This is a genomic window from Sphingobium sp. Cam5-1 (assembly GCF_015693305.1).
In the GTDB taxonomy this organism is placed as follows: domain Bacteria; phylum Pseudomonadota; class Alphaproteobacteria; order Sphingomonadales; family Sphingomonadaceae; genus Sphingobium.
In genome coordinates, this window is the sequence record NZ_CP065138.1 from 2094411 (window position 1) to 2113793 (window position 19383).

Annotated in this window: 21 protein-coding genes; 11 read left to right on the forward strand and 10 right to left on the reverse strand. The window is 62.6% G+C overall.

Going from position 1 to position 19383, the window contains the following annotated elements; translation table 11 throughout:
• Window positions 1–5: 5 nt before the first annotated feature.
• The gene (locus IZV00_RS10430) at window positions 6–923 is read right to left on the reverse strand and encodes an XdhC family protein (protein WP_196224582.1); all 918 of its coding nucleotides are present in this window, start codon (window positions 921–923) and stop codon (window positions 6–8) included.
• Between the two features lie 51 nt (window positions 924–974).
• Window positions 975–1646, reverse strand: a complete 672-nt coding sequence (locus IZV00_RS10435) for a S24 family peptidase (RefSeq protein ID WP_196224583.1) — start codon at window positions 1644–1646, stop codon at window positions 975–977.
• Window positions 1647–1761: 115 nt separating this feature from the next.
• Between IZV00_RS10435 and IZV00_RS10440 the strand changes: the two genes are divergently transcribed.
• Together IZV00_RS10440 and IZV00_RS10445 are read left to right on the forward strand one after the other, a co-directional pair.
• Entirely contained in the window at window positions 1762–1947 is a 186-nt protein-coding gene (locus IZV00_RS10440; protein WP_196224584.1) for a hypothetical protein, read from the forward strand.
• Complete coding sequence (locus IZV00_RS10445) at window positions 1944–2315, forward strand: hypothetical protein (protein WP_196224585.1); 372 nt, start codon at window positions 1944–1946, stop codon at window positions 2313–2315. Before IZV00_RS10440 ends, IZV00_RS10445 begins: the two co-directional genes overlap by 4 nt.
• Before the next feature lie 10 nt (window positions 2316–2325).
• On the opposite strand, the gene IZV00_RS10450 is transcribed toward IZV00_RS10445, so the two are convergent.
• Window positions 2326–3156, reverse strand: a complete 831-nt coding sequence (locus tag IZV00_RS10450) for a hypothetical protein (RefSeq protein ID WP_196224586.1) — start codon at window positions 3154–3156, stop codon at window positions 2326–2328.
• Window positions 3157–3191: 35 nt separating this feature from the next.
• The gene (locus IZV00_RS10455) at window positions 3192–4421 is read right to left on the reverse strand and encodes a TIGR04063 family PEP-CTERM/XrtA system glycosyltransferase (protein ID WP_196224587.1); all 1230 of its coding nucleotides are present in this window, start codon (window positions 4419–4421) and stop codon (window positions 3192–3194) included.
• Window positions 4422–4621: 200 nt separating this feature from the next.
• Here IZV00_RS10455 and IZV00_RS10460 point away from each other — a divergent pair, with 200 nt between their 5' ends.
• The 5 genes from IZV00_RS10460 (at window position 4622) to IZV00_RS10480 (ending at window position 9457) form a co-directional block, all read left to right on the forward strand.
• Window positions 4622–5989 (forward strand): putative O-glycosylation ligase, exosortase A system-associated, encoded by a 1368-nt coding sequence (locus tag IZV00_RS10460; protein WP_196224588.1) that lies wholly within the window; start codon window positions 4622–4624, stop codon window positions 5987–5989.
• A complete protein-coding gene (locus tag IZV00_RS10465) occupies window positions 5989–6708 on the forward strand; it encodes a hypothetical protein (RefSeq protein WP_196224589.1) in 720 nt (239 codons plus the stop codon). The genes IZV00_RS10460 and IZV00_RS10465 overlap by 1 nt, the downstream gene beginning before the upstream one ends.
• 68 nt (window positions 6709–6776) lie before the next feature.
• The gene (locus IZV00_RS10470) at window positions 6777–7781 is read left to right on the forward strand and encodes a DNA topoisomerase IB (RefSeq protein ID WP_196224590.1); all 1005 of its coding nucleotides are present in this window, start codon (window positions 6777–6779) and stop codon (window positions 7779–7781) included.
• A gap of 25 nt (window positions 7782–7806) precedes the next feature.
• Window positions 7807–8970: a mechanosensitive ion channel family protein gene (locus IZV00_RS10475; protein ID WP_196224591.1), complete on the forward strand. Its 1164-nt coding sequence runs from the start codon at window positions 7807–7809 to the stop codon at window positions 8968–8970.
• A gap of 88 nt (window positions 8971–9058) precedes the next feature.
• Window positions 9059–9457, forward strand: a complete 399-nt coding sequence (locus tag IZV00_RS10480) for a hypothetical protein (protein ID WP_196224592.1) — start codon at window positions 9059–9061, stop codon at window positions 9455–9457.
• Here IZV00_RS10480 and dgcA read toward each other — a convergent pair.
• The gene (dgcA, locus tag IZV00_RS10485; protein WP_196224593.1) at window positions 9451–10428 is read right to left on the reverse strand and encodes an N-acetyl-D-Glu racemase DgcA; all 978 of its coding nucleotides are present in this window, start codon (window positions 10426–10428) and stop codon (window positions 9451–9453) included. The genes IZV00_RS10480 and dgcA overlap by 7 nt on opposite strands.
• A gap of 103 nt (window positions 10429–10531) precedes the next feature.
• Here dgcA and IZV00_RS10490 point away from each other — a divergent pair, with 103 nt between their 5' ends.
• The gene (locus IZV00_RS10490) at window positions 10532–11818 is read left to right on the forward strand and encodes a class I SAM-dependent methyltransferase (RefSeq protein WP_196224594.1); all 1287 of its coding nucleotides are present in this window, start codon (window positions 10532–10534) and stop codon (window positions 11816–11818) included.
• Between the two features lie 56 nt (window positions 11819–11874).
• Window positions 11875–13662, forward strand: coding sequence for an ABC transporter transmembrane domain-containing protein (locus IZV00_RS10495; RefSeq protein ID WP_196224595.1), 1788 nt, complete (start codon window positions 11875–11877; stop codon window positions 13660–13662).
• A gap of 24 nt (window positions 13663–13686) precedes the next feature.
• Here IZV00_RS10495 and IZV00_RS10500 read toward each other — a convergent pair whose 3' ends face one another.
• The 5 genes from IZV00_RS10500 to IZV00_RS10520 all read right to left on the reverse strand — a co-directional run bounded on the left by IZV00_RS10500 (window position 13687) and on the right by IZV00_RS10520 (window position 16722).
• Window positions 13687–14004 carry a PilZ domain-containing protein gene (locus tag IZV00_RS10500; protein ID WP_196224596.1) on the reverse strand — a complete coding sequence of 106 codons (318 nt, stop codon included), beginning with the start codon at window positions 14002–14004 and terminating at the stop codon, window positions 13687–13689.
• 187 nt (window positions 14005–14191) lie between these two features.
• Entirely contained in the window at window positions 14192–14614 is a 423-nt protein-coding gene (locus IZV00_RS10505) for an ExbD/TolR family protein (protein ID WP_196224597.1), read from the reverse strand.
• A 20-nt stretch (window positions 14615–14634) separates the two neighbouring features.
• Window positions 14635–15123, reverse strand: coding sequence for an ExbD/TolR family protein (locus IZV00_RS10510; protein ID WP_196224598.1), 489 nt, complete (start codon window positions 15121–15123; stop codon window positions 14635–14637).
• A 112-nt stretch (window positions 15124–15235) separates the two neighbouring features.
• A complete protein-coding gene (locus IZV00_RS10515; protein WP_196224599.1) occupies window positions 15236–15994 on the reverse strand; it encodes a MotA/TolQ/ExbB proton channel family protein in 759 nt (252 codons plus the stop codon).
• Between the two features lie 71 nt (window positions 15995–16065).
• Window positions 16066–16722: an energy transducer TonB gene (locus IZV00_RS10520; RefSeq protein ID WP_196224600.1), complete on the reverse strand. Its 657-nt coding sequence runs from the start codon at window positions 16720–16722 to the stop codon at window positions 16066–16068.
• A 267-nt stretch (window positions 16723–16989) separates the two neighbouring features.
• Between IZV00_RS10520 and IZV00_RS10525 the strand changes: the two genes are divergently transcribed.
• Together IZV00_RS10525 and IZV00_RS10530 are read left to right on the forward strand one after the other, a co-directional pair.
• Complete coding sequence (locus IZV00_RS10525) at window positions 16990–17829, forward strand: hypothetical protein (protein WP_443020043.1); 840 nt, start codon at window positions 16990–16992, stop codon at window positions 17827–17829.
• Window positions 17830–17925: 96 nt separating this feature from the next.
• Entirely contained in the window at window positions 17926–19230 is a 1305-nt protein-coding gene (locus IZV00_RS10530; RefSeq protein WP_196224602.1) for a homoserine dehydrogenase, read from the forward strand.
• Window positions 19231–19383 lie beyond the last annotated feature (153 nt).

The following is a 19383-nucleotide window of genomic DNA, read 5'->3' on the forward strand; positions in this document are numbered from 1 at the left end:
GGCGGTCAACTGCGGGCGTTGAAGCCTGCGATCATGCCCGCTGCGATCGACAGGGCGATCTCGGCCGCGCCCACGGCGCCGATGTCGAGTCCGGCCGGGCCGTCGATTCGCCCCAGCTGCTCTGCGGAAAAGCCCATTGCCGACAGGCGCTCAAGCCGCGCCGCTTGGCTCTTTCGCGATCCCAGCGCGGCCACATAGCCGGTCGGCGCGCGCAGGGCAGCGGCCAGAGCCGGATCGTCGATCTTGATATCATGGCTGAGCGTCACGACTGCCGTCGCTTCGCCCGGACGGCGCGTCGCGATCGCGTCGTCGGGCCAGCGATTGTCCAACTCGACGCCGGGGAACCGTTCCTCTGTCAGAAAGCGACCGCGCGGATCGATCACCACGGGTCTGACGCCCATGGCCTGGGCAAGCGCGCATAAGGACTGGGCGATCTGCACCGCGCCCACGATCAGCAACTGGCGCGGCGGATCGTAACGGTTATGGAACTGACCCTCGATCACTGCCTCGCGGGTGATGCCTGTACCAAGGTCGGTGGCAAGGGTGAGAGACTGCCCCTCATCGCGGGCATCGGCAATCCGGTCAAACAGCGCAGGCGCGAAGCTCCCCTCCTCCACCGGCTGGACCAGCACGCTGATCTCGCCTCCGCAGGGAAGGCCCACCGCCCAGGCATCGCCATCAGCCACGCCATAGCGTTCGATATGCGCCGGGCGGCCCGCAATCACCTCCTCCGCGCGTTGCAGGACGTCGACCTCAACACAGCCGCCTGAAATGCTGCCTTCGAAACGGCCGTCGCGATGGACGATCATGTGGCTGCCGCGCGGCCGGGGGGCCGATCCCCATGTCGATACGACCGTTGCCAGCGCCATGGGCGCGCCACGCCACTCGATCGCCTTGCGTATCACCGCGTCATTGTCGTTCAATCCCGGCCTCCTTGCCCATCGCACATAGGAGGTCGCCGATGCGTCGCCAAGCTAGACGAGCCGCCGCCCCGTCCACACGACCCGGCCGACGATCGCCACCAGTGATGGGTCGATGTCCACCCAATCGGGATAATGGACATTGTCGCTTCGCACACTGAACAGCCCTCTACGTGGCCCCATCGCGATACGCTTCACCATCAGCACGCCGTCCAGTCGCAACACATATACGCCGTCGCGCAGTCGCATCGCGTCATCATCATGGTCGACCATGATCTCGTCACCATCATTGAGCGTCGGCGCCATCGATTCGCCATCCACCCGGATGATGGAGACCCTCTGAGGCTTTACGCCCAGATGGCGCAACCAATTCGCATCGAAAGCCATGACACCCGCCGCCCGCTCATCCTCGTCAAGCGAACCGGGTCCGGCCGACGCGCCGAGCGACAGGCGCGGCACAGGCACCACTGCGGGCAAGGGCCGCGATTTCCTTTCCACCGGGGCCTGGCGCCCCGGCCCACCCAGAAGGTCTTCGGCAACGCCAAAATAGCGCGCCAGCACCCGCCGATCCTCCTCATCCAGTTTGCGGGGCGTGCCGCGCTTGATGAACTGCTGAACATAGGCCGGGTTGCGCTTCAGCAGGCGGGACAGATCGGCATAATTCTCCCCCCGCTCGGCAATCAGCCGTTCCAGCACCACGCGCGGATCTTCTCCATTACCGACCATGATTCATCCATAATGATAGGATTTTTCCTAGACAAGTAGGAAATAGGGGAAGAAATAGGAAAACACTTAGGGATTCGCAGGGGGCGAATCGCATCGAAGAGGGAGATTGGAAGGCATGCTGATTCGCACCGTAGAGAAGTTCCTGCGGGACAACGGCATTCCGGCGACACGCTTTGGCCGTGAAAGCGTTCGCGATCCCCGTCTGGTGTTCGACCTGCGCCAAGGTCGCGAACCGGGGGAACGGATCAAGAGACGTATAGAACATTTCATGAACACATATCGCAGGAGCGCGGGTCAATGACAAGTCTGGATCATCTCCGCCAAGGCCGGAAACTGGTCGAAAATGAAGGAAGACGCCTGAGCGGACAGGACCCCCTGCCCCGGCTGCTCGCCCAATTGATCGATCGCGCAGGCGAACCCGCCAGCATAGAACGCGCCATGAGCCGCCCCTGGGCCAGCGCATTGTTTCAGGGGAGGCAGCACGTCATAACGCTGCGGATCACGGGACCGGACGCCAAAGAGCGACGAGCCCGGTTTGCCGAGGGACTGGAGGAAGCCGAATGGACGCTGCCCAGACATTTCGTCGCCGATATTACGATCGACGGCGGCCGGTCTGCTTCGGAGGAGGAATGGGTCGAACTGTCGGCGCTTACCATCGAAGATTGGTGAGCGGCAGGTCTCAGCGCGTCCGGTCCGCCATGGCCCGCAATGTGCCAAGCGCCGCGCGCAGCGCCTGATCGACATCATGCTCTACCCGATCCCGCACCGGGACCCGCTGTTCGGTCGGCATGTCAGCGATGACACCGTCGGCGGCAGCAGTCCTGGTGCCACGGACACGATCGGTGAGGCCCTTTTCGAACCGCGCGGTGAGTTCAGCCAGCGAAGGCAGGCTGGGCGTTGGCGGGATGTCGTTGGACAGAGATGCGGGGGCGGGATCGGTGGCAATGACGCTCATGGCTTCAAACGCGGCATCGACTGCCGAATGAATGTCCGGGGCTTCTTCCGGCGTCGGCGCACCGGGCAGGATCATGGCCTCAGCTTCAGGTTGAGCCGCTTCGAACTGTTCACCTCGCGCAGGGCCAATCCGGGGAAAAATCTCCAACCCGCCAAAGTCGCGGCTCGCAAAGATGGGAGCACGCGCCGGGGCGTCGGGATGCGCGTCGGCGCGGCGCATCAGCGGGCGCGATATTCTGGAGGATCCCGAGGTCCGGCCGCGAGACAGCCAGTTCAGCTTCGGCAATGCAAAACCCATTTCACTCACTCCTGTAACGCTGCGAGAGCGTCGATCCTTTTTCATCGGCACGGGCGCCGCGTTGAAACTTACAAAGCCCATCGCCATCAGCGCGCCGAAGCCCGCAACGAACAGGCGCGCCTTCAATCCCAGTGGCGGCGCGGCGGCGGGCAAGGCTTCGCTCAGCCCGCTCGACGCGACAATTGTCTCGACCAGTCCCACGGGCATCGCCAGCAGGATCAGCGCGACCGCCAGCCCTGCCAACGCGGCTGGGGTCATCGCCCTATGAAGTCGCGCCGCCGCCATCTTTTCGTTCAGGCCGCCGCGCGAACGCGCGCGATCCGCTGCGCCAGCAACCGATCATAGACAGGGCCATAACGCAGAATATTTGACGACCAGTTACGCTCGCGCTCGACAAAGGTGCGAGCCGTCGCCCGCCGATCGTCCCAGAAGCCACGATCAGCGAACATCTCTGCCAAAGCGGTCGCAATGGCCGCCGGATCGCCAGGCGCGAACAGCGTGCCAGTCACTCCATGCTCAATCAACTCGCGATGACCGCCTACGTTGGAGGCCGCTACCAGCCGCCCTTGCGCCATTGCCTCCAGCGGTTTGAGCGGGGTCACAAGATCGGTGAGCCGCATCGCCTTGCGCGGATAAGCGAGGACATCGACCTGCGCATAATAATCCTCAACCTCATCATGAGGGACACGCCCCACGAAGACGATATGGTCGGCGAAAGGCGAGGCCGTCGCCTGATCCCGCAGCGCCTGTTCGCGAGGGCCGCCGCCTACCAGCAGCAGCTTGACCTTGGGCCGCGCGCGCACCAGCCGGGGCATCGCGGCGATCAGGTCGTCCAAGCCCTCATAATCATAGAAGCTGCCGATGAAGCCGACCACGTCGGCGCCTTCCAGCCCAAGCTTGGCGGTAAGCGCCGGATCGCGGCGCACCGGCGTTCCGAATTGCTCCATATCCACGCCGTTGGGCGAGACGATGATCTTGGCCGGGTCAATCCCGCGCGCCACCAGGTCGCCGCGCAGCCCTTCGCAGATGACCGCGACGGCATCGGCCGCGCGCACCGCATGGGTTTCCAGTTGCCGGGTCAGCCAATAGCGGGGGCTGCCCTCGGTGCCGGTGCCGTTTCCAACGGCTGCATCCTCCCAGAAGGCGCGGATTTCGTAGATCATGGGAATGTCGTTCCGCTTGGCCGCACGCTGCGCCGCCATGGCGTTCAACACCGGCGAATGGGCATGGATCACATCCGGCCGCCATCGAGCGATCAGCGAATCGATGGCATCCGCATGCGCCGCGATGTCCCGCCATTCGCGCAGCAACGGATTGCCGGTGGCCGGTGTGCCCGGCGTCCGGTGAAAATGAAGGCCGTCCACGACTTCTTCTGTCGGCCCTTTGGCGCCGTGACGCAATCCGGTGATTCCCCGCACGTCCCAGCCCTGCGCCATCTGCGCTCGCAGGATCGCACGCGTGCGGAAGGTGTAGCCGCTATGCATCGGCAGGCTGTGATCGAGCACATGGAGTATCCGAGTCATGACGCTTGTTGTGGCGGAAAAGGTTTAACGGCCCGTCAACTCTGCCGCGCTAGGGAAAGGGTGTGGCCATGGAAGAACCCTTCGCGCGATGATTGACGCCCTTTCCCTGCTGATCAGCCATGGCGTGATCATGCTAGCGGCCTGGCGCCTGCTGCCGCGCGCCGATCTGGATGACGAATCGCAGGTGGAGCAATCGCGCGATGCGTGACCTGTTCTTCCTCGCCTTCCTTGGCGCCTTCTTCCTGCTCGGGCTGCGGCGACCTTTCCTGCTCGTGGCCGTCTACGCCTATATCGACATCGTCTCGCCCCAGCGGCTGTCCTATTTCCTGCTGAACCGCATCCCGATTTCCGCGATCGCCTTTGCTCTGGCGGTGGGCGCATGGCTGCTGGTGGACAAGAAGACGGACTGCCGCTTCTCCATGCGCCAGCTGTTGCTGCTGATCCTGCTGGCCTGGTGCGGCTACACGACCGCGACGGCCGACTTCCCGCTCAACGCGCATACCAAATGGGAATGGGTGTGGAAGGCGATGATCTTCGCGATCTTCCTGCCGCTGACTCTCCGCACCCGGCTGCGGCTGGAGGCGCTGGCGCTGTTCATGGTGCTGTGTGCGAGCACGATCATCATCAATGGCGGCATGAAGACGGCGCTGTCGGGCGGCGGTTATGGCGTCCTCAACCTGATGGTCGACAATAATAGCGGCCTGTATGAAGGCAGCATCATCAGCTGCGTCGCCATCTCGCTGATCCCGCTCATCCTGTGGCTGGCAAAGCATGGGACGATCTTTCCGCCGGACTGGCGGGTGCGCACCTTCGCCTATGCGCTATGCTTCGCCTGCCTGCTGATGCCGATCGGCACAGAAGCGCGCACCGGCCTTGTCTGCATCGTCATTCTGGCTGGCATGATGCTGATGCGATCGAAGCGGCGCTTTGTTTATGGACCGCTAATGGCCGTGGCAGCTCTCGCCGCCATACCCTTCCTGCCCGCCAGCTTCACGCAGCGCATGTCCACCATCGAGAATCATCAGGGCGACGAAAGCGCCTCCACCCGGCTCGCCGTGTGGAAGTGGACGCTGGACTATGTGAAGGAGCATCCCGGCGGCGGCGGCTTCGACAATTACCTACAGAACAGCTTCACCTATTTCACGCAGGAACGGGTGATCGACAGCGGTGGGTCGCGCATGGAAAGGCGGCTCGTCACTGACAAGGGCCGCGCCTATCATAGCGCCTATTTCGAGATGCTGGGCGAGCAGGGCTATTTCGGCTTCGCGCTGTGGCTGCTGATCCACCTCACCTGCTTCATCCGCACTGAAACAATCCGCCGACGCTATCGGGGCCGCGATGGTCCGGGCGAGGCGTGGGTCGCACCCTTCGCGCTGGCTCTTCAACAAGGCCATGTCATTTACATGATTGGGTCGCTGTTCGTCGGCATCGCTTACCAACCCTTCATCTTCATGATGCTATCGCTGCAAATCGGCCTCGACACCTATCTCACGCGCAAGCAGCGGGAGGGCGCGCGAGCCCCGGCCATTCCGTTGCGGCCCTTAAAGCCGATCACAGGGGGAGTATGATGAGCGGAGAACTCCGCATATTGGGCGTCGCCCATGGCTTGTTGCTTGGCCTCGTTCTGGCGTCGCCCATGATCGGCAGGGAATTCCTGCCCTGGGGCGTGGAAGCGCTGTTCATCATCGCCGCTTTCCAGCTGCGGCTTGCCGACCGGCGATGGGAAACCCGCGCGGGCTTGCGCGGCTGGGTCAGCCATATTCGCATGGCGCCCGAACGCCTCGTCCCCTGGGCCGCCACGGCGGTGGTGGCGGTCATCGCGGGGCCAGAGCAGTCGGCACTCGCCGGGTCGATATTGGCGGCGGTGCTGATGGCGGAGCTGCTGCTTTATCCTGCCGGAGCCTATCTGCTTGGCCGCCTGCCCCGTGCCGGGATCGCGCTCCTCATCCTTCTGCTGCTCATCGGCTGCGGCCTTGCGGGACAGGGTCAGCCCGCCCGACTCGCCATGGCTTTCGCGCTAGGGGTAAGCGGCTGCATATTCTGGATGCGCGGGCCGGACGGCGAAGCACGGTCCACCATGATCGCCGCAGCCACAGCCCTGGGCTGCTTTACTATCGCGCTGCTGCTGCCCAATATGGCGATGATCACCATGCCCGCCGCGATATTGGCGGCGACCCTGACTCTCGCACATCTATCGGTCATCCGCCGCCATCCTGAGCATTGGCGCTTGCGCAGCAGCGGAGCGCTTCGTTGGCGCTTGACCGGCTCACAGCCCGGCCGATCCTGACCTCAGGCGTCGAGGCCGGGGAACGCAAGCTCGGTAAGGCGGGTTAATGGCTCTTGAGAAGGAGCCAAATGCCGCAACGCCTCGTCCACGCCAATGACAGCCTGCCAGGAATAGCGCGCCGCCCATTGAAACGGGGATGGGCCTATTTCCTCCCCGATGGCACGCGGATCACCGACCGGGACGAAATCGACAGGCTGAACGCGATCGGCATGCCTCCAGCCTACCGGGATTGCTGGTTTTGTCCGCTGCCGCATGGCCATATCCAGGCGACCGGCTATGACGACCGGGGCCGCAAGCAATATCGCTATCATCCTGAGTTCCGTGCCGCGCGCGAAGCCGAGAAATATGGCGGCTGCGCCTTGTTCGGCCGCGCCCTGCCGCGCCTGCGCGCGCAGATCGAAGCGGACCTTTCGATCCGCGGCCTGCGCAAGGAACGGACATTGGCCGCCGTCGTCCGGCTGCTCGACCTCGCCAAGGTACGCGTGGGCAACGAACAATATGCCGCCGCGAACAAGAGCTTCGGCGCCACGACGCTGCGCCGCCGCCATGTCGATCTTAGCGGGCGGAAGCTGCGGTTGCGCTATCGTGCCAAGTCGGGGCGCGAACATGATCTGACAATAAGCGACCGTCGACTGCTCCGCTTCGTGCGCGCGATGCAGGACCTGCCGGGACAGCATCTGTTCCAATATCTGGACGAGGAAGGGATCGCCCGGCCGATCACTTCCGGAGACGTGAACGCCTATATTGCGGAAGCCATGCGACATGACTTCACGGCCAAGCATTTCCGCACCTGGGGGGCTTCGGCCGTCGCTTTCGAGGCGCTAGCTTCCGGCCCCGTATCGCTCGCACAGATGGTCGCGCCCGTGGCCGAAGCGCTGGGCAACACCCCCGCCATCAGCCGGAAAAGCTATATTCATCCAGCGCTGATCGAATTGTGCAAGTCGGGACAGGATGAATGGCGGGCAGGGCTTCGCTTGCCGCGCAGTACGCGCTATCTCACCCGCTACGAACGCGGACTGATCGCCTTTCTGGAAGAATGCGGGGCACGCTCCTCTCTTCCTCTGGCGGCCTGACCGCTTGGATTTTTCAGGGATCCCCATGGCTGCAAAGAATGACCCGGCCTTCACGGTTCGCGCTCCTAACCTTTCGGAAATGTGGCACGCCACGGCGAACTGGTTTGCCATTCACTCTTTGCAGATAGTGATTGCCGTCGGGATCGGCATCGCCATCTATCTCGCCCTCGCCGCGCTGCGGCAATTCGGCAAGCGGTTCAGGGGAAAACCGGGCAGCACACTTGGCGTTTCCAACGTCGTAGGCCGCGCCATCGCACGGACCACCCACTTCTTCATGGCCCTGGTCGCCGCGCGGCTGGTGGTCAGCTACGCCAATCCTCCGCAGATGGTGATGAAGACGGTGGCCTTCCTCTTCACCATTGCCGCCGTTTTCCAGGCTGCCATCTGGGCGCGCGAGATCATCCTGGGCCTGGTTGAACGCAAGACTGTTGGCGAGGACGCTCATGGCGAAACCCTGGCCAATGCCATGGGGTTGATCCGCGTCCTCGTGACCTTCGGCCTGTTCGCCATCGCCCTGGTGGTCGTACTCGACAATCTGGGCGTCAACGTGACGGGTCTGGTCGCGGGCCTTGGCATCGGTGGCATCGCCATCGGCCTCGCGGCGCAAGGCATCTTCTCCGACCTGTTCGCTGCGCTGTCGATCATCTTCGACAAGCCTTTCCGCCGGGGCGAGGTGATTACCTATGATCAGACGACCGCACGGGTCGAACGCATCGGCCTCAAGAGCACACGCCTGCGCGCCATGACGGGCGAGAAGAAGGTCATTTCCAACGCCAACCTCCTGCAAAAGGAGATTACCAGCCTTCAAACGCTGGAACAGCGCCGGGTGACCTTTGCCATCGGCATCATCTACCAGACCGCCGATGAAAAGGCGGACGCCATTCCGGCCCTGCTTGAAAAGATTGTGACGGACGAAGGCATGCATTTCGTCAATGCGGGGCTGGTGCGCTTTGGCGCGAGCTCGCTCGATTACGAACTTAATTTCGATGTGCCCTATCCCGACAAGCATGATTATTTCCAGTCACGCCATCGCATCGGCCTGGCGATCTGGAAGCGATTCAAGGCGGAAGGCATTGAATTTGCCTATCCCACCCAGACCAGTTTTACCGCAGCGCCGGACGGTCGGACGATCATGCCCTATCCCGATCCCATCCATATCGACCATGAAGGAACTGCGCGGCTCATCTGAGCGGGTTTTCGATTCGCTTCATCTTCCCCTTGCTTGCCTCGGCCCTGTCAGCCGGTCAGGCAACAGCATCGCTGATTGGGGATTGAAGATGTTGTCACGCACCAAACTCGCTGCCGCCGCGTTGTTAAGCTCCCTCGCCATGGCTCCTGCGGCGCATGCCGAAGGACTTGGAGCCGAGGTCAATTACGGCCGGGCGAATGGTCATTGGGGCACCGAAATCGGCGCTGGCTATGCACTGGACGTAGCGGGCTTCAGCCTGACTCCCGGTGCGGGCGTTTACCTGCGCGATGGTGAGGCGAAGCTGTATGGGCGGGTCGAGGCGACCTACCACCTGCCAGCCTTTGCGACGATCGGCGCGGGCATTCGGTTCAGCGGCGACAACAGCCGACCCTATGCCACCGTCGCCATGCCGATCGTCCCGAAGCTTCGCGTGAAAGGCAATGTCGGTCCCAAATATTATGCCGTGGGCCTGACGCTCGGTTACTGACCCGTGCCCCAAAGCGTGCCCGGTTGGAGCATGCCGTCTTGCAAGGCGAGGGCACCATCCCTGTCCTTGGCCAGCAGCAGGGCACCGTCGAGGTCTATCCAGTCGGCGTCCTGCGCGACCAACGCCGCAGGGGCAATCCCGAGCGATGTGCCGAGCATGCAACCCACCATGATGCGGAAGCCCTGCCCCCTTGCGGCACGGGCAAGAGCCAGCGCCTCAGTCAACCCGCCCGCCTTGTCCAGCTTGATATTGACTGCGTCAAAGTCCCCCAATCGATCAAGGTCCGCGCGCGTGTGGCAACTTTCGTCCGCGCAAAGGGGGAGCGGCGCCTTGACGCCCGCCAGCCTGTCCTCACGCCCGTGAAAAACCGGCTGCTCCACCATTTCCACGCCGAGTTCGGCGAGAGCGCCCGCTTCCGCCGCGATATCAAGATCATGCCAGCTTTCGTTGGCATCGACGATCAGCCGAGTGCCCGGCGCGCCCGCACGAACCGCTGCAATCCGGTCCCTGTCCCCCTCACCCGTCAGCTTGCATTTCAACAGGGCAAAGCCTCTGCCCGCCGCAGCACGGGCGTCGGCTTCCATCTGTTCCGGGTCATTCAGGCTGATCGTGAAGGCAGTGGGCAGCGGTGCAGGGGGCTGAACGCCCGCCAGTTGCCAAACGGGAATGCCCGCCCGTCTGGCCTCCAGGTCCCACAGCGCACAATCAAGCGCGTTGCGCGCCGCGCCTCGTGGCATCGCTTCAAGCAGTGCCTCGCGGTCCAAAGGTCCCTGATAAGCGTTGATCGCGGCGGCACAGCCTTCAGCCGTTTCACCTTCGTAATAAATCGGCGTGCCTTCGCCCCTGCCCACATATATTCCGTCGCTCACGGTACAGACGACGACGTCGACGGAGGTTTTGGCGCCCCGGCTGATGATGAAGGCGCCTGCTACCGGCCAGCGTTCGATGGTGGCGGAAATTATACGGTTCATCGACGTTTCCTGAGCGGCAAGTTAGGGACCGGACAAAGGCTCTATGCGAGAATCGCGGGCCGCCGCATAGTCCCGCCAGATCTTATATAAGGATGGGTGCATCGTGACTTCCCGCGAATTGACCGGCTTTCTTTCCCTGGCCGAACAGCAGGACGGTGCGGCACAACGTCGGCTGTCCGACCTGGCATGGCGCATCGGTTTCGGGGCGATCAGTTGGCCGTGGCTGCTCGCCAGCCTTTCGGGTGGGCGCAAAGCCGACAAACGCGCCCTGATGGATGAGTTGAACCTGCCCCATGATGCGCTTCCCCATCTTGGCAGCTGGAAGGCGGACGTCGGTTTCCTGCGCCACATCGTGCGGGAAATTGCGCGCTTGCGGCCTGCGCAGGTCGTGGAACTGGGCGCAGGCGCTTCCACATTGGTTGCGGCCAAGGCTCTGGCTATGCATGGCGGAGGGCGCCTGACCAGCTTTGACCAGCATGGCGGCTTTGTCGATGCCACCCGCAACTGGCTTTCCGATCATGATCTGCAAGCCGACCTCCGCCACGCGCCGCTGTCATCGGAAAGCAACGATTGGCCGGGGCGCTGGTACGCGCTCGATGATTTGCCTGAGCGCATCGACCTGCTGATCATCGACGGGCCGCCATGGTCGGTCCACCCGCTGGTGCGGGGCGCAGCGGACAGCCTGTTTGCACGGCTGTCGCCCAACGCCGTCGTCCTGCTGGATGACGCGGCGCGGCCAGGCGAGCGGATCGTGGCGCAACGCTGGCGTCAGCGCTGGCCGCACATCGATTTCCGCCTGATGCATGACGGCACCAAGGGCACGCTGGTCGGGCGCAGGCGTGACATGTCGATCCCGGTCGCCAACGATAATGAAAGCGGGCGCGGCTGGCAGCATCTGCGCCGGACAGTCGCGATCGCAGCCCTGCTGGCGACTGGCTGGATCGCGAGAGGCGCGCTAGGCGAGTTTCCGCAGGCGGCGCAGGCCAGCCCCTTCCTCGACGAAGCGGCGGCGTCCCACCGTGCTGGCCTGTTGCGGCAGAATATGGCGTCTCAAGTGGAAAGCGCGACCCTCAACAGCGAGGAAATACGCCGTTCAACCGGGATCATCCTGCCATCTTTTCCGCGCAGCTGGCGTGTTACCGACGTTCAGCTGTTTCCGACGCCCGACAGCCCGGCCATAGCCATCTCGATTGTGACACCGACAGGCGAACAACTCTCCTTCTTTGCGGATAAAGCCGAAACGCCTGCAGAAGGACATCCCCTGATCGCCAGGCGCGCAGCCGATATCATCGCCTATTGGGAAGCTGGCGACATGGCCTACGCGCTGACCGGTCGCACGGCCGCTCGCCGCATCATGACGCTGGCGTCGGAGATTACACCTTCCAGTTGAGGCCGCGCCGCTGATCCTCGTTGAGGCTTGGGCTGGGGGCTGCTAAGCGCGCGCCCATGCAAGATGCGGAAAAGTCCATGCCGCGCGGCGGCGCGCGTTCGTCCCTTGGCAGCCTCGCCATGTTGTGGCGCTTCGCCACGCGCTATCCTGGACGGATCGCCGCCGCGCTCGCCGCGCTCATCGTCTCGTCCGCCGCGACTCTCGCTATTCCCAGTGGCTTTCGACTCGTCATCGACCGCGGATTCATGGGCGGCGGCGACATCAGCCGGTGGTTTCAGTATCTGCTGCTGATTGTGCTGATCCTTTCCCTGGCAACGGCGGCACGTTTCTACTTCGTATCCTGGCTTGGGGAGCGGGTGGTGGCCGATATCCGATCGGCAACGCAGGCCAATCTGCTGCGCCTCGAACCCCGCTTTTTCGAAGAGAACCGGCCGTCTGAGATCGCGTCGCGCATGACGGCGGACACCGCCATCATCGACCAGATCGTGGGTTCGACTGTTTCGGTCGCCCTGCGCAACCTCGTCACCGGGGTGGGTGGCCTCATCTACCTCTTCGCTCTCGCGCCCAAGCTCGCGGGCATGCTCGTACTTGGCATCCCCATCATTCTGGTCGTGATGATCAGCCTGGGCCGCCGTGTACGGCTTCTCTCCCGCGCCAGTCAGGACAGGCTGGCCGCCGTCGGCAGCGTAACATCCGAAGTGCTGGGCGCCATGAAGATCGTTCAGGCATTCGGACAGGAAGCGCGGGAATCCGCGCGGTTCGACACCACGGTGGAAGCAGGATTTGCGACAGCCCGGCGCCGCATCCTGCTCCGCGCGGCGATGACGGCGGTTGTCATTGCTTTGGTCTTTGGATCGATCACCGCGGTGATGTGGCAAGGCGCCCTGGATGTTGCGGCGGGCAGGCTTTCGGGCGGCAGCATCGCGGCGTTCGTCCTTACCGGTGGCCTTGTCGCGGGGGCATTTGGCGCACTGTCAGAAACCTGGGGCGACCTGCTTCGGGGAGCTGGCGCGGCGAGCCGCTTGCATGAGCTTATGACGGCAAAGCCCGAAATCGTCGCTCCTGCGTCGCCCAAACCGATTCCCCAGCTTCCACATGGCGCGAACCTCCAGTTCGACAGGGTACATTTCAGCTATCCCACGCGACCGGGTGAAGCCGCGCTGCACGGCATCTCTATCGATATTGCGGCGGGTGAAACAGTGGCAGTCGTTGGGCCGTCAGGTGCGGGCAAATCCACGCTGATCCAACTTGCGCTACGCTTCTATGATCCTGAGACCGGGGCCATCCGGCTGAATGGCGTCGATCTGAAGGATGCCGACCCGGCAACGGTTCGGAATATGATGGCGATGGTTCCGCAAGACAGCGTCATCTTTGCGGCATCGGCGCGGGACAATCTGCGCTTTGGCCGTTGGGACGCGTCGGACGAGGAGATTTGGGGAGCAGCGCGTGCAGCCAATGCAGAAACGTTTCTGCGCGCCCTTCCTGAGGGGCTGGATACATTTTTGGGCGAAGGTGGGGCCCGATTGTCCGGAGGACAAAGGCAGCGCCTTTCGATCGCGCGCGCCCTGCTTCGCGATGCGCCGATCCTGTTGCTGGACGAGGCGACCTCTGCTCTGGACGCGGAATCGGAACGGCTGGTTCAGGATGCACTGGCGCGCCTGATGCACGGGCGGACGACAATCGTCATCGCCCACCGGCTGGCAACGGTTCGCGCTGCTGACCGGATCATCGTACTCGATAATGGTCGCGTGGTGGAACAGGGCAATCATGCCGCACTGATGACCGAAAAGGGTCTGTACGCGAGGTTGGCAAACCTTCAGTTTCAGGATGCGCCAGCGGCCTGAGGCTGATCGGCCTTCAAAGCTGTTTTATCCGCTGATCCTGACAATATGATCAAGTATGGCGGGGTGCAGGGGCCGTTCGAACCGGCAACCTGCCTCATGTCCTCGTGTCCAGAGGACTTGAGCGCGTCGTCCTTCGAATCCGGGCAGCATGACCCAGAGGGAATCACCTGCGGCCAGCTTCATAAAGCTCTGCAGGAGGAAGCCATGAACAGACAAGTCGGCGACGCTGCTCTTGAACCAGTTCTCGCTTGGCCGCCTCACCTTGACGGGCACCTGAACATAGCGCCGATCAGTCTGGCGACCGCTCTTTTGGTTCAGGTCCATGTGCAATTCAGCGCCCATGATCAGATGCGTTCCTTTGGATGGAACATCTCACATTAGGGTTAAGGAACCATTGAGGCAGTGGACCAAAAAAAGGGCCGCCGAAGCGACCCCGTAGATAACCAAAAGCTGATTGCGTCACCCCAGCCCGCGCCCGGAAACGGGAAGTCGAACATTCCCGGCCAGACGGCGGCGGCGTAGCCAGCTCTTAGAAGTTTCCATATTGTTCATTGCCTACGAAGCCAAGCTTCGTGACGCCAGCGCGCTTGATCTCGGCCAAAACCTGATCAACGACGACATAGCGGGTCGCGGCATCGGGCTGGAACTGCAGTTCGGGTTCGACCGGCAACCGCAGCGACTGCTGCAGATACTGACGCAGGGTCAGAAGGTCGATGGCCGAACCGTTCCAGGTGATAATTCCGCCAGCATCAATCGCAACCTTGTTCTTGACAGGGTCGATGACGCTGTCAGTCGGTGGCGCATTCTGCGGTAGGTCGATCTTGACCGCGTGGGTCTGGATCGGAATCGTGATGATGAACATGATGAGGAGAACGAGCATGACGTCGATCAACGGCGTCGTGTTCATGTCCATCATCGGCTCGCCATCATCTTTTCCGGCGCTCATTGCCATGGGGCGATACTCCTAAAAACTTAGAGCCGCTGCACATTCGTGCCCGGTTCGGGCTCCGAAATGAAGCCGACCTTCGGGAAACCGGCGCGCTGCATCGTATAGATGGTGCCGCCGATGCACCGGTATGGGGTATTGATGTCCCCACGAATATGCACTTCCGGCAGATCTTCAGGCGTCATATTTTCAACGCCACCTGCCTTCTTGATGTCCGCCTCGAGCTTCGCGACCGCGCGGTCGAGCAGTTCGTCCGAAGACACCCTGGTCAGGTTCCAGTAAACCGCGCAGCTGCCGTCCTTGGCCTGCGTGATCGACAGCGAGACATTCTCCGGCTTCGTTGTCGTCGGCTCGAATGCGACCTTGGGGAGTTGTAGCTGAACCGTCTGGACGACGACCGGAACTGCGATGAGGAAGATGATGAGCAACACCAGCATGACGTCGACGAGCGGCGTCGTGTTGATGTCGGACATCGGCCTGTCTTCACCGCCGTCGGAGCCAACACTCATTGCCATTGATAATTTCCTAACATGCGTGTCGATGGCGCCCCGTTATTCGGGACCCAGGCCGGTGGGGAAGCAGCGGTCGCAGCCGTCCACTAACCCCCACACCGGCTCCCTGACCCAATCAGGCCTTGGTCGGAGCAGCAGCCGTCTTGGCGGCAGGCGCAGCCGGGGCAGTCGCGAACGAAGGCTTAACAGCACCGTTCGACACCAGGTGAGCCAGCAGATCGACGGTGAAGCCATTCAGCTGTTCAGCGATCGACTTGTTGCGACGCTGCAGGAAGTTGTAGGCAAGCACGGCGGGAACGGCCACGGCCAGACCCAGCGCGGTCATGATCAGAGCTTCACCGACCGGACCGGCAACGGCGTCGATCGAGGCCTGACCGGCAGCGCCGATCTTGATGAGCGCGCGATAGATGCCGATAACCGTACCGAACAGACCGATGAACGGCGAGGTCGCACCGACGGTCGCGAGGAACGCCAGACCGCCGCCCAGCTTCGAGTTGATCGAGGCTTCCGAACGGGCAAGCGAACCGTGCAGCCAGTCATGTGCTTCGACCGGATCGGTCAGCTTGGTGTGTTCTTCCTGAGCCTTAATACCGTCATCGACGATCTGCTTGTAGGCCGAGTTCTTTTCAAGCTTGGCCGAACCTTCCTTGAGGGTCGGGGCGCGCCAGAAGGTTGCACGAACCTTCTTGCCCTGATTGAGAACCTTCTGCTGTTCGATCAGCTTGGTGAACAGAATGTAGAATGTGCCTACCGACATCGCGCAAAGGATGAGGAACACGGTCCAGGCGATGGTGCCGCCCTGCTCCAGGGCTTCCATCAGGCCGTAAGGATTTGCCGATTTCGGCGCGGCCGCGGCTGCGAGATACATCAACATTTTCAAGACTTCCCTCTCAAAAGGATCAATAAAAGGGGAAGGCGGCAGCGGCGCCAGCCTTCCCGTTACAATTATTCAGGCAGTCGCCAGGTGATGCGACCATTATAGGTATCCGACATCGGGCCACCCCCGGCTGCCGTGGCCGGCTTGAACCTTGCGCGGCGCGGCAGGAGACGGCAGGTCGCCTCATCGAGATCGGCATGACCGGTCGAAGAGGTGATGGTGCAGCTTGTGACGCGGCCGTCAGGGCCGATCTCAAGCCGGAAACCCGCTGTACCCGAACGCTCTTCACGCTGCGCGCGGCTCGGATAGTCCGCATCGCTAAGCCAGCTGCCGGGCGCACTACGCGGCGTAGCGCGCGAAGCGGGCACTGCCGGTGGTGGTGGCGGTGGTGGCGGTGGAGCAGCAACCGGAACCGGATTGAAAACCGGCGGCGGCGTACGCACCGTGGCAATGGCCGGCGCGGGGGCTGGCGTCTGGACGATCGGCGGGGGCGCGACCACTGGCGGCGGCTCGACCGGCTGGTCTGGCGGCGGTGGCGGCGGCTCCTCATCCGGTGGCGGCGGTTCCTCCTTCACGTCGATCACGTTCAGCTGTTCCGCCGCCTTTTTGACATATTTCATGCCAAGGCCGGTAACAAAGGCATAACCCAGAACAGCGTGAATCAGGGCGACGATGACGATCGAGATCGTACGACTCGATCCTTGCGAGTGGTCAGCATAGGCCATTCGGCAACGACACTCCTTAACTCAACTTACCATTGTTATAAGCAAACAAGCCAAAAATGGCCCTAGTTGACCAGGTCGTCCCTGGCCACCTTTGGCCCCCTTCCGCGCATTTGCTACCGCGCAAACTCCTATCGCGGCGCATCGTGGCACGCAAACGCTTTATCGACACGATCATTTCCGATTAGCATTTTAATACAGAATGACTTGCCTGTGACAACATTGTCACGGATGACTTTAGGCAGGACGAACATGCAAAGAAAATCCTCCATGACCTTCAAAACCGCTGTCGCAACATGCCTCATTTTCGCCGCATCTCCGCTGGTTTCAGCGGCCCAGACGAGTGATGGCACAAAGTCCGCCACCCTTTCCTATGCCGATCTCGCGGATTTGGCAGACGCAGCTCCGCTGGTAGCCGTGGCACGCATCAGCAGCATAATTGCACTACCCGAAAAAACGGTCCAAAATGTGCCTACCGGTCAAAAACGGGTCTTTGTGGAGGCCGAGGTCACATCGCTGATTCGCGGCGAAGGGGGAATCAGTCCACGCGTTCGCTATCTTTATGATGCGCCGCTCAATGCTCGCGGAAAGCTTCCCAAGCTGAAGAAAACGCAGGTCATCCTGTTTGCTCGCCCAGGAGGACGGCCGGGAGAAATCCAGCTGGTAGCGGGCGACGCTCAAATTCCTGCCACGACTGCGGCGATCGAACAGGTGAAGGCCATTCTGTCTGAACTGGTCGCTTCCAGCGCCCCGCCTCGCATCATCGGACCTGGCGACGCCTTCCACGTCGCAGGAACGGTCGCGGGTGAAGGCGAAACACAGATTTTCCTGCGAACGGCCACGGGGGATCCGGTGTCGCTTTCCATCCTGCGCCGCCCTGGGCAGCAACCGAAATGGGCCGTTGCCCTGGGCGAAATCGTCGATGAAGCGGCGCGGCCGCCTGCACCAGGAAGCCTTCTCTGGTATCGCCTGGCTTGCAGCTTGCCGCCCACCCTGCCGGGTTCCTCGGTTCGCGCGCTCGCTCCTGTCGATGCGGAGGCGGCCCGGATCGATTATGCCTTTGTCATCCAGTCACTCGGCAATTGCGGCCGCACCCGTTCCGCGCGTTGACGCCACCGAACGGGCCGTCCTTGTCCTTTTTCTTGGACAGCGGCGCGTTGGCGGCTATCAGCGCGGCATTATATCAGCCTGAGGACAGCCACTATCATGACCAATCTTCACCGCCATGCCCCGCTGCGCGTCGCGCTTGTCGGCCTTGGCACGGTGGGCGGTGGCGTGATCCGGCTGTTGCAGACAAATGCAGACCTGATCGCGCGTCGCGCTGGCTGCCCGATTCAGATCGTCGCCATTTCCGCGCGTGACCGCAACAAGGACCGGGGCGTGGACCTGTCGCCCTATGAGTGGGTGGACGACATGACCACCCTGCCCGTCCGCGACGATATAGATGTCGTGGTGGAACTGATCGGCGGCGCCGACGGCCCCGCGCTCACCCTCGCCCGGCAGTGTCTTTCGGCCGGCAAGCCGTTCGTCACGGCCAACAAGGCCATGCTGGCCCATCACGGCCTTGACCTCGCCACGCTGGCGGAGAAAGCTGGCATCGCCCTCAAATATGAAGCTGCCGTTGCCGGGGGTATTCCGGTCATCAAGGGCCTGCGCGAAGGCGCCGCCGCCAATGAGATCAGCCGCGTCTATGGCATCCTCAACGGCACCTGCAACTACATCCTGACCACGATGGAAAAGGAAGGACGCGGTTTCGACGATGTGCTGAAGGAAGCGCAGGAACTGGGCTATGCCGAAGCGGACCCGAGCTTCGACATCGACGGTGTCGATGCCGCGCACAAGCTGACCATTCTTGCCAGCCTCTCTTTCGGCACGGAGCTGGACTTTGGCAGTGTAGCGGTAACGGGCATCCGCCACGTCATCGCCGCTGACATCGCCGAAGCAGCGGCTATGGGTTATCGCATTCGCCTGGTCGGGATGGCCGAAAATGGGCCGGGCGGCTTATTCCAGCGCGTTCACCCCATGCTCGTCCCCCTCGACCATCCGCTCGCTCACGTCGATGGCTCGCTCAACGCTGTTGTGGCCGAAGGCAATTTCGTCGGCCGCCTTTTCTTCCAGGGCCGGGGCGCGGGCGATGGCCCAACGGCATCGGCCGTGGTCGCAGATCTGATCGATGTCGCGCGCGATGAATATGGCGACGCCTTGGCAATGCCGGTAGCGGCATTGGCGCGGCAACCGGCAGCGGACGCGGGCGCGCGGATCGGCCGCAGCTATCTGCGCTTTAAGGTACAGGACCGCCCAGGCGTCCTTGCCGAGATTGCCGCCGCGACGCGCGACGCCGGTGTGTCGATCGAAAGCATGATCCAGCGCGGCGCAAGCCATGATGACAGCGTGCTGATGGCGATCGTCACCCATGCCGGGGAAGAGCGCTGCGTTCTCGACACGCTTCGGCGGCTCGCGGGATCGGACAGCCTGCTCCAGGCTCCGATGGTCATGCATATTCTCGACTGAAAATCGCTGCCATTTAACGAGGCGCGAAGCTGCGCATCAAAGTCTCGCGCAAAGGTTCGCCAAGTTTGAACACGCGCAGACGGGCTTGCTTGGGGCAACCCATGTTGCCGATTATCCGGCACGGCCGCGCGTCGAAGCGATAGGCGCTCATCT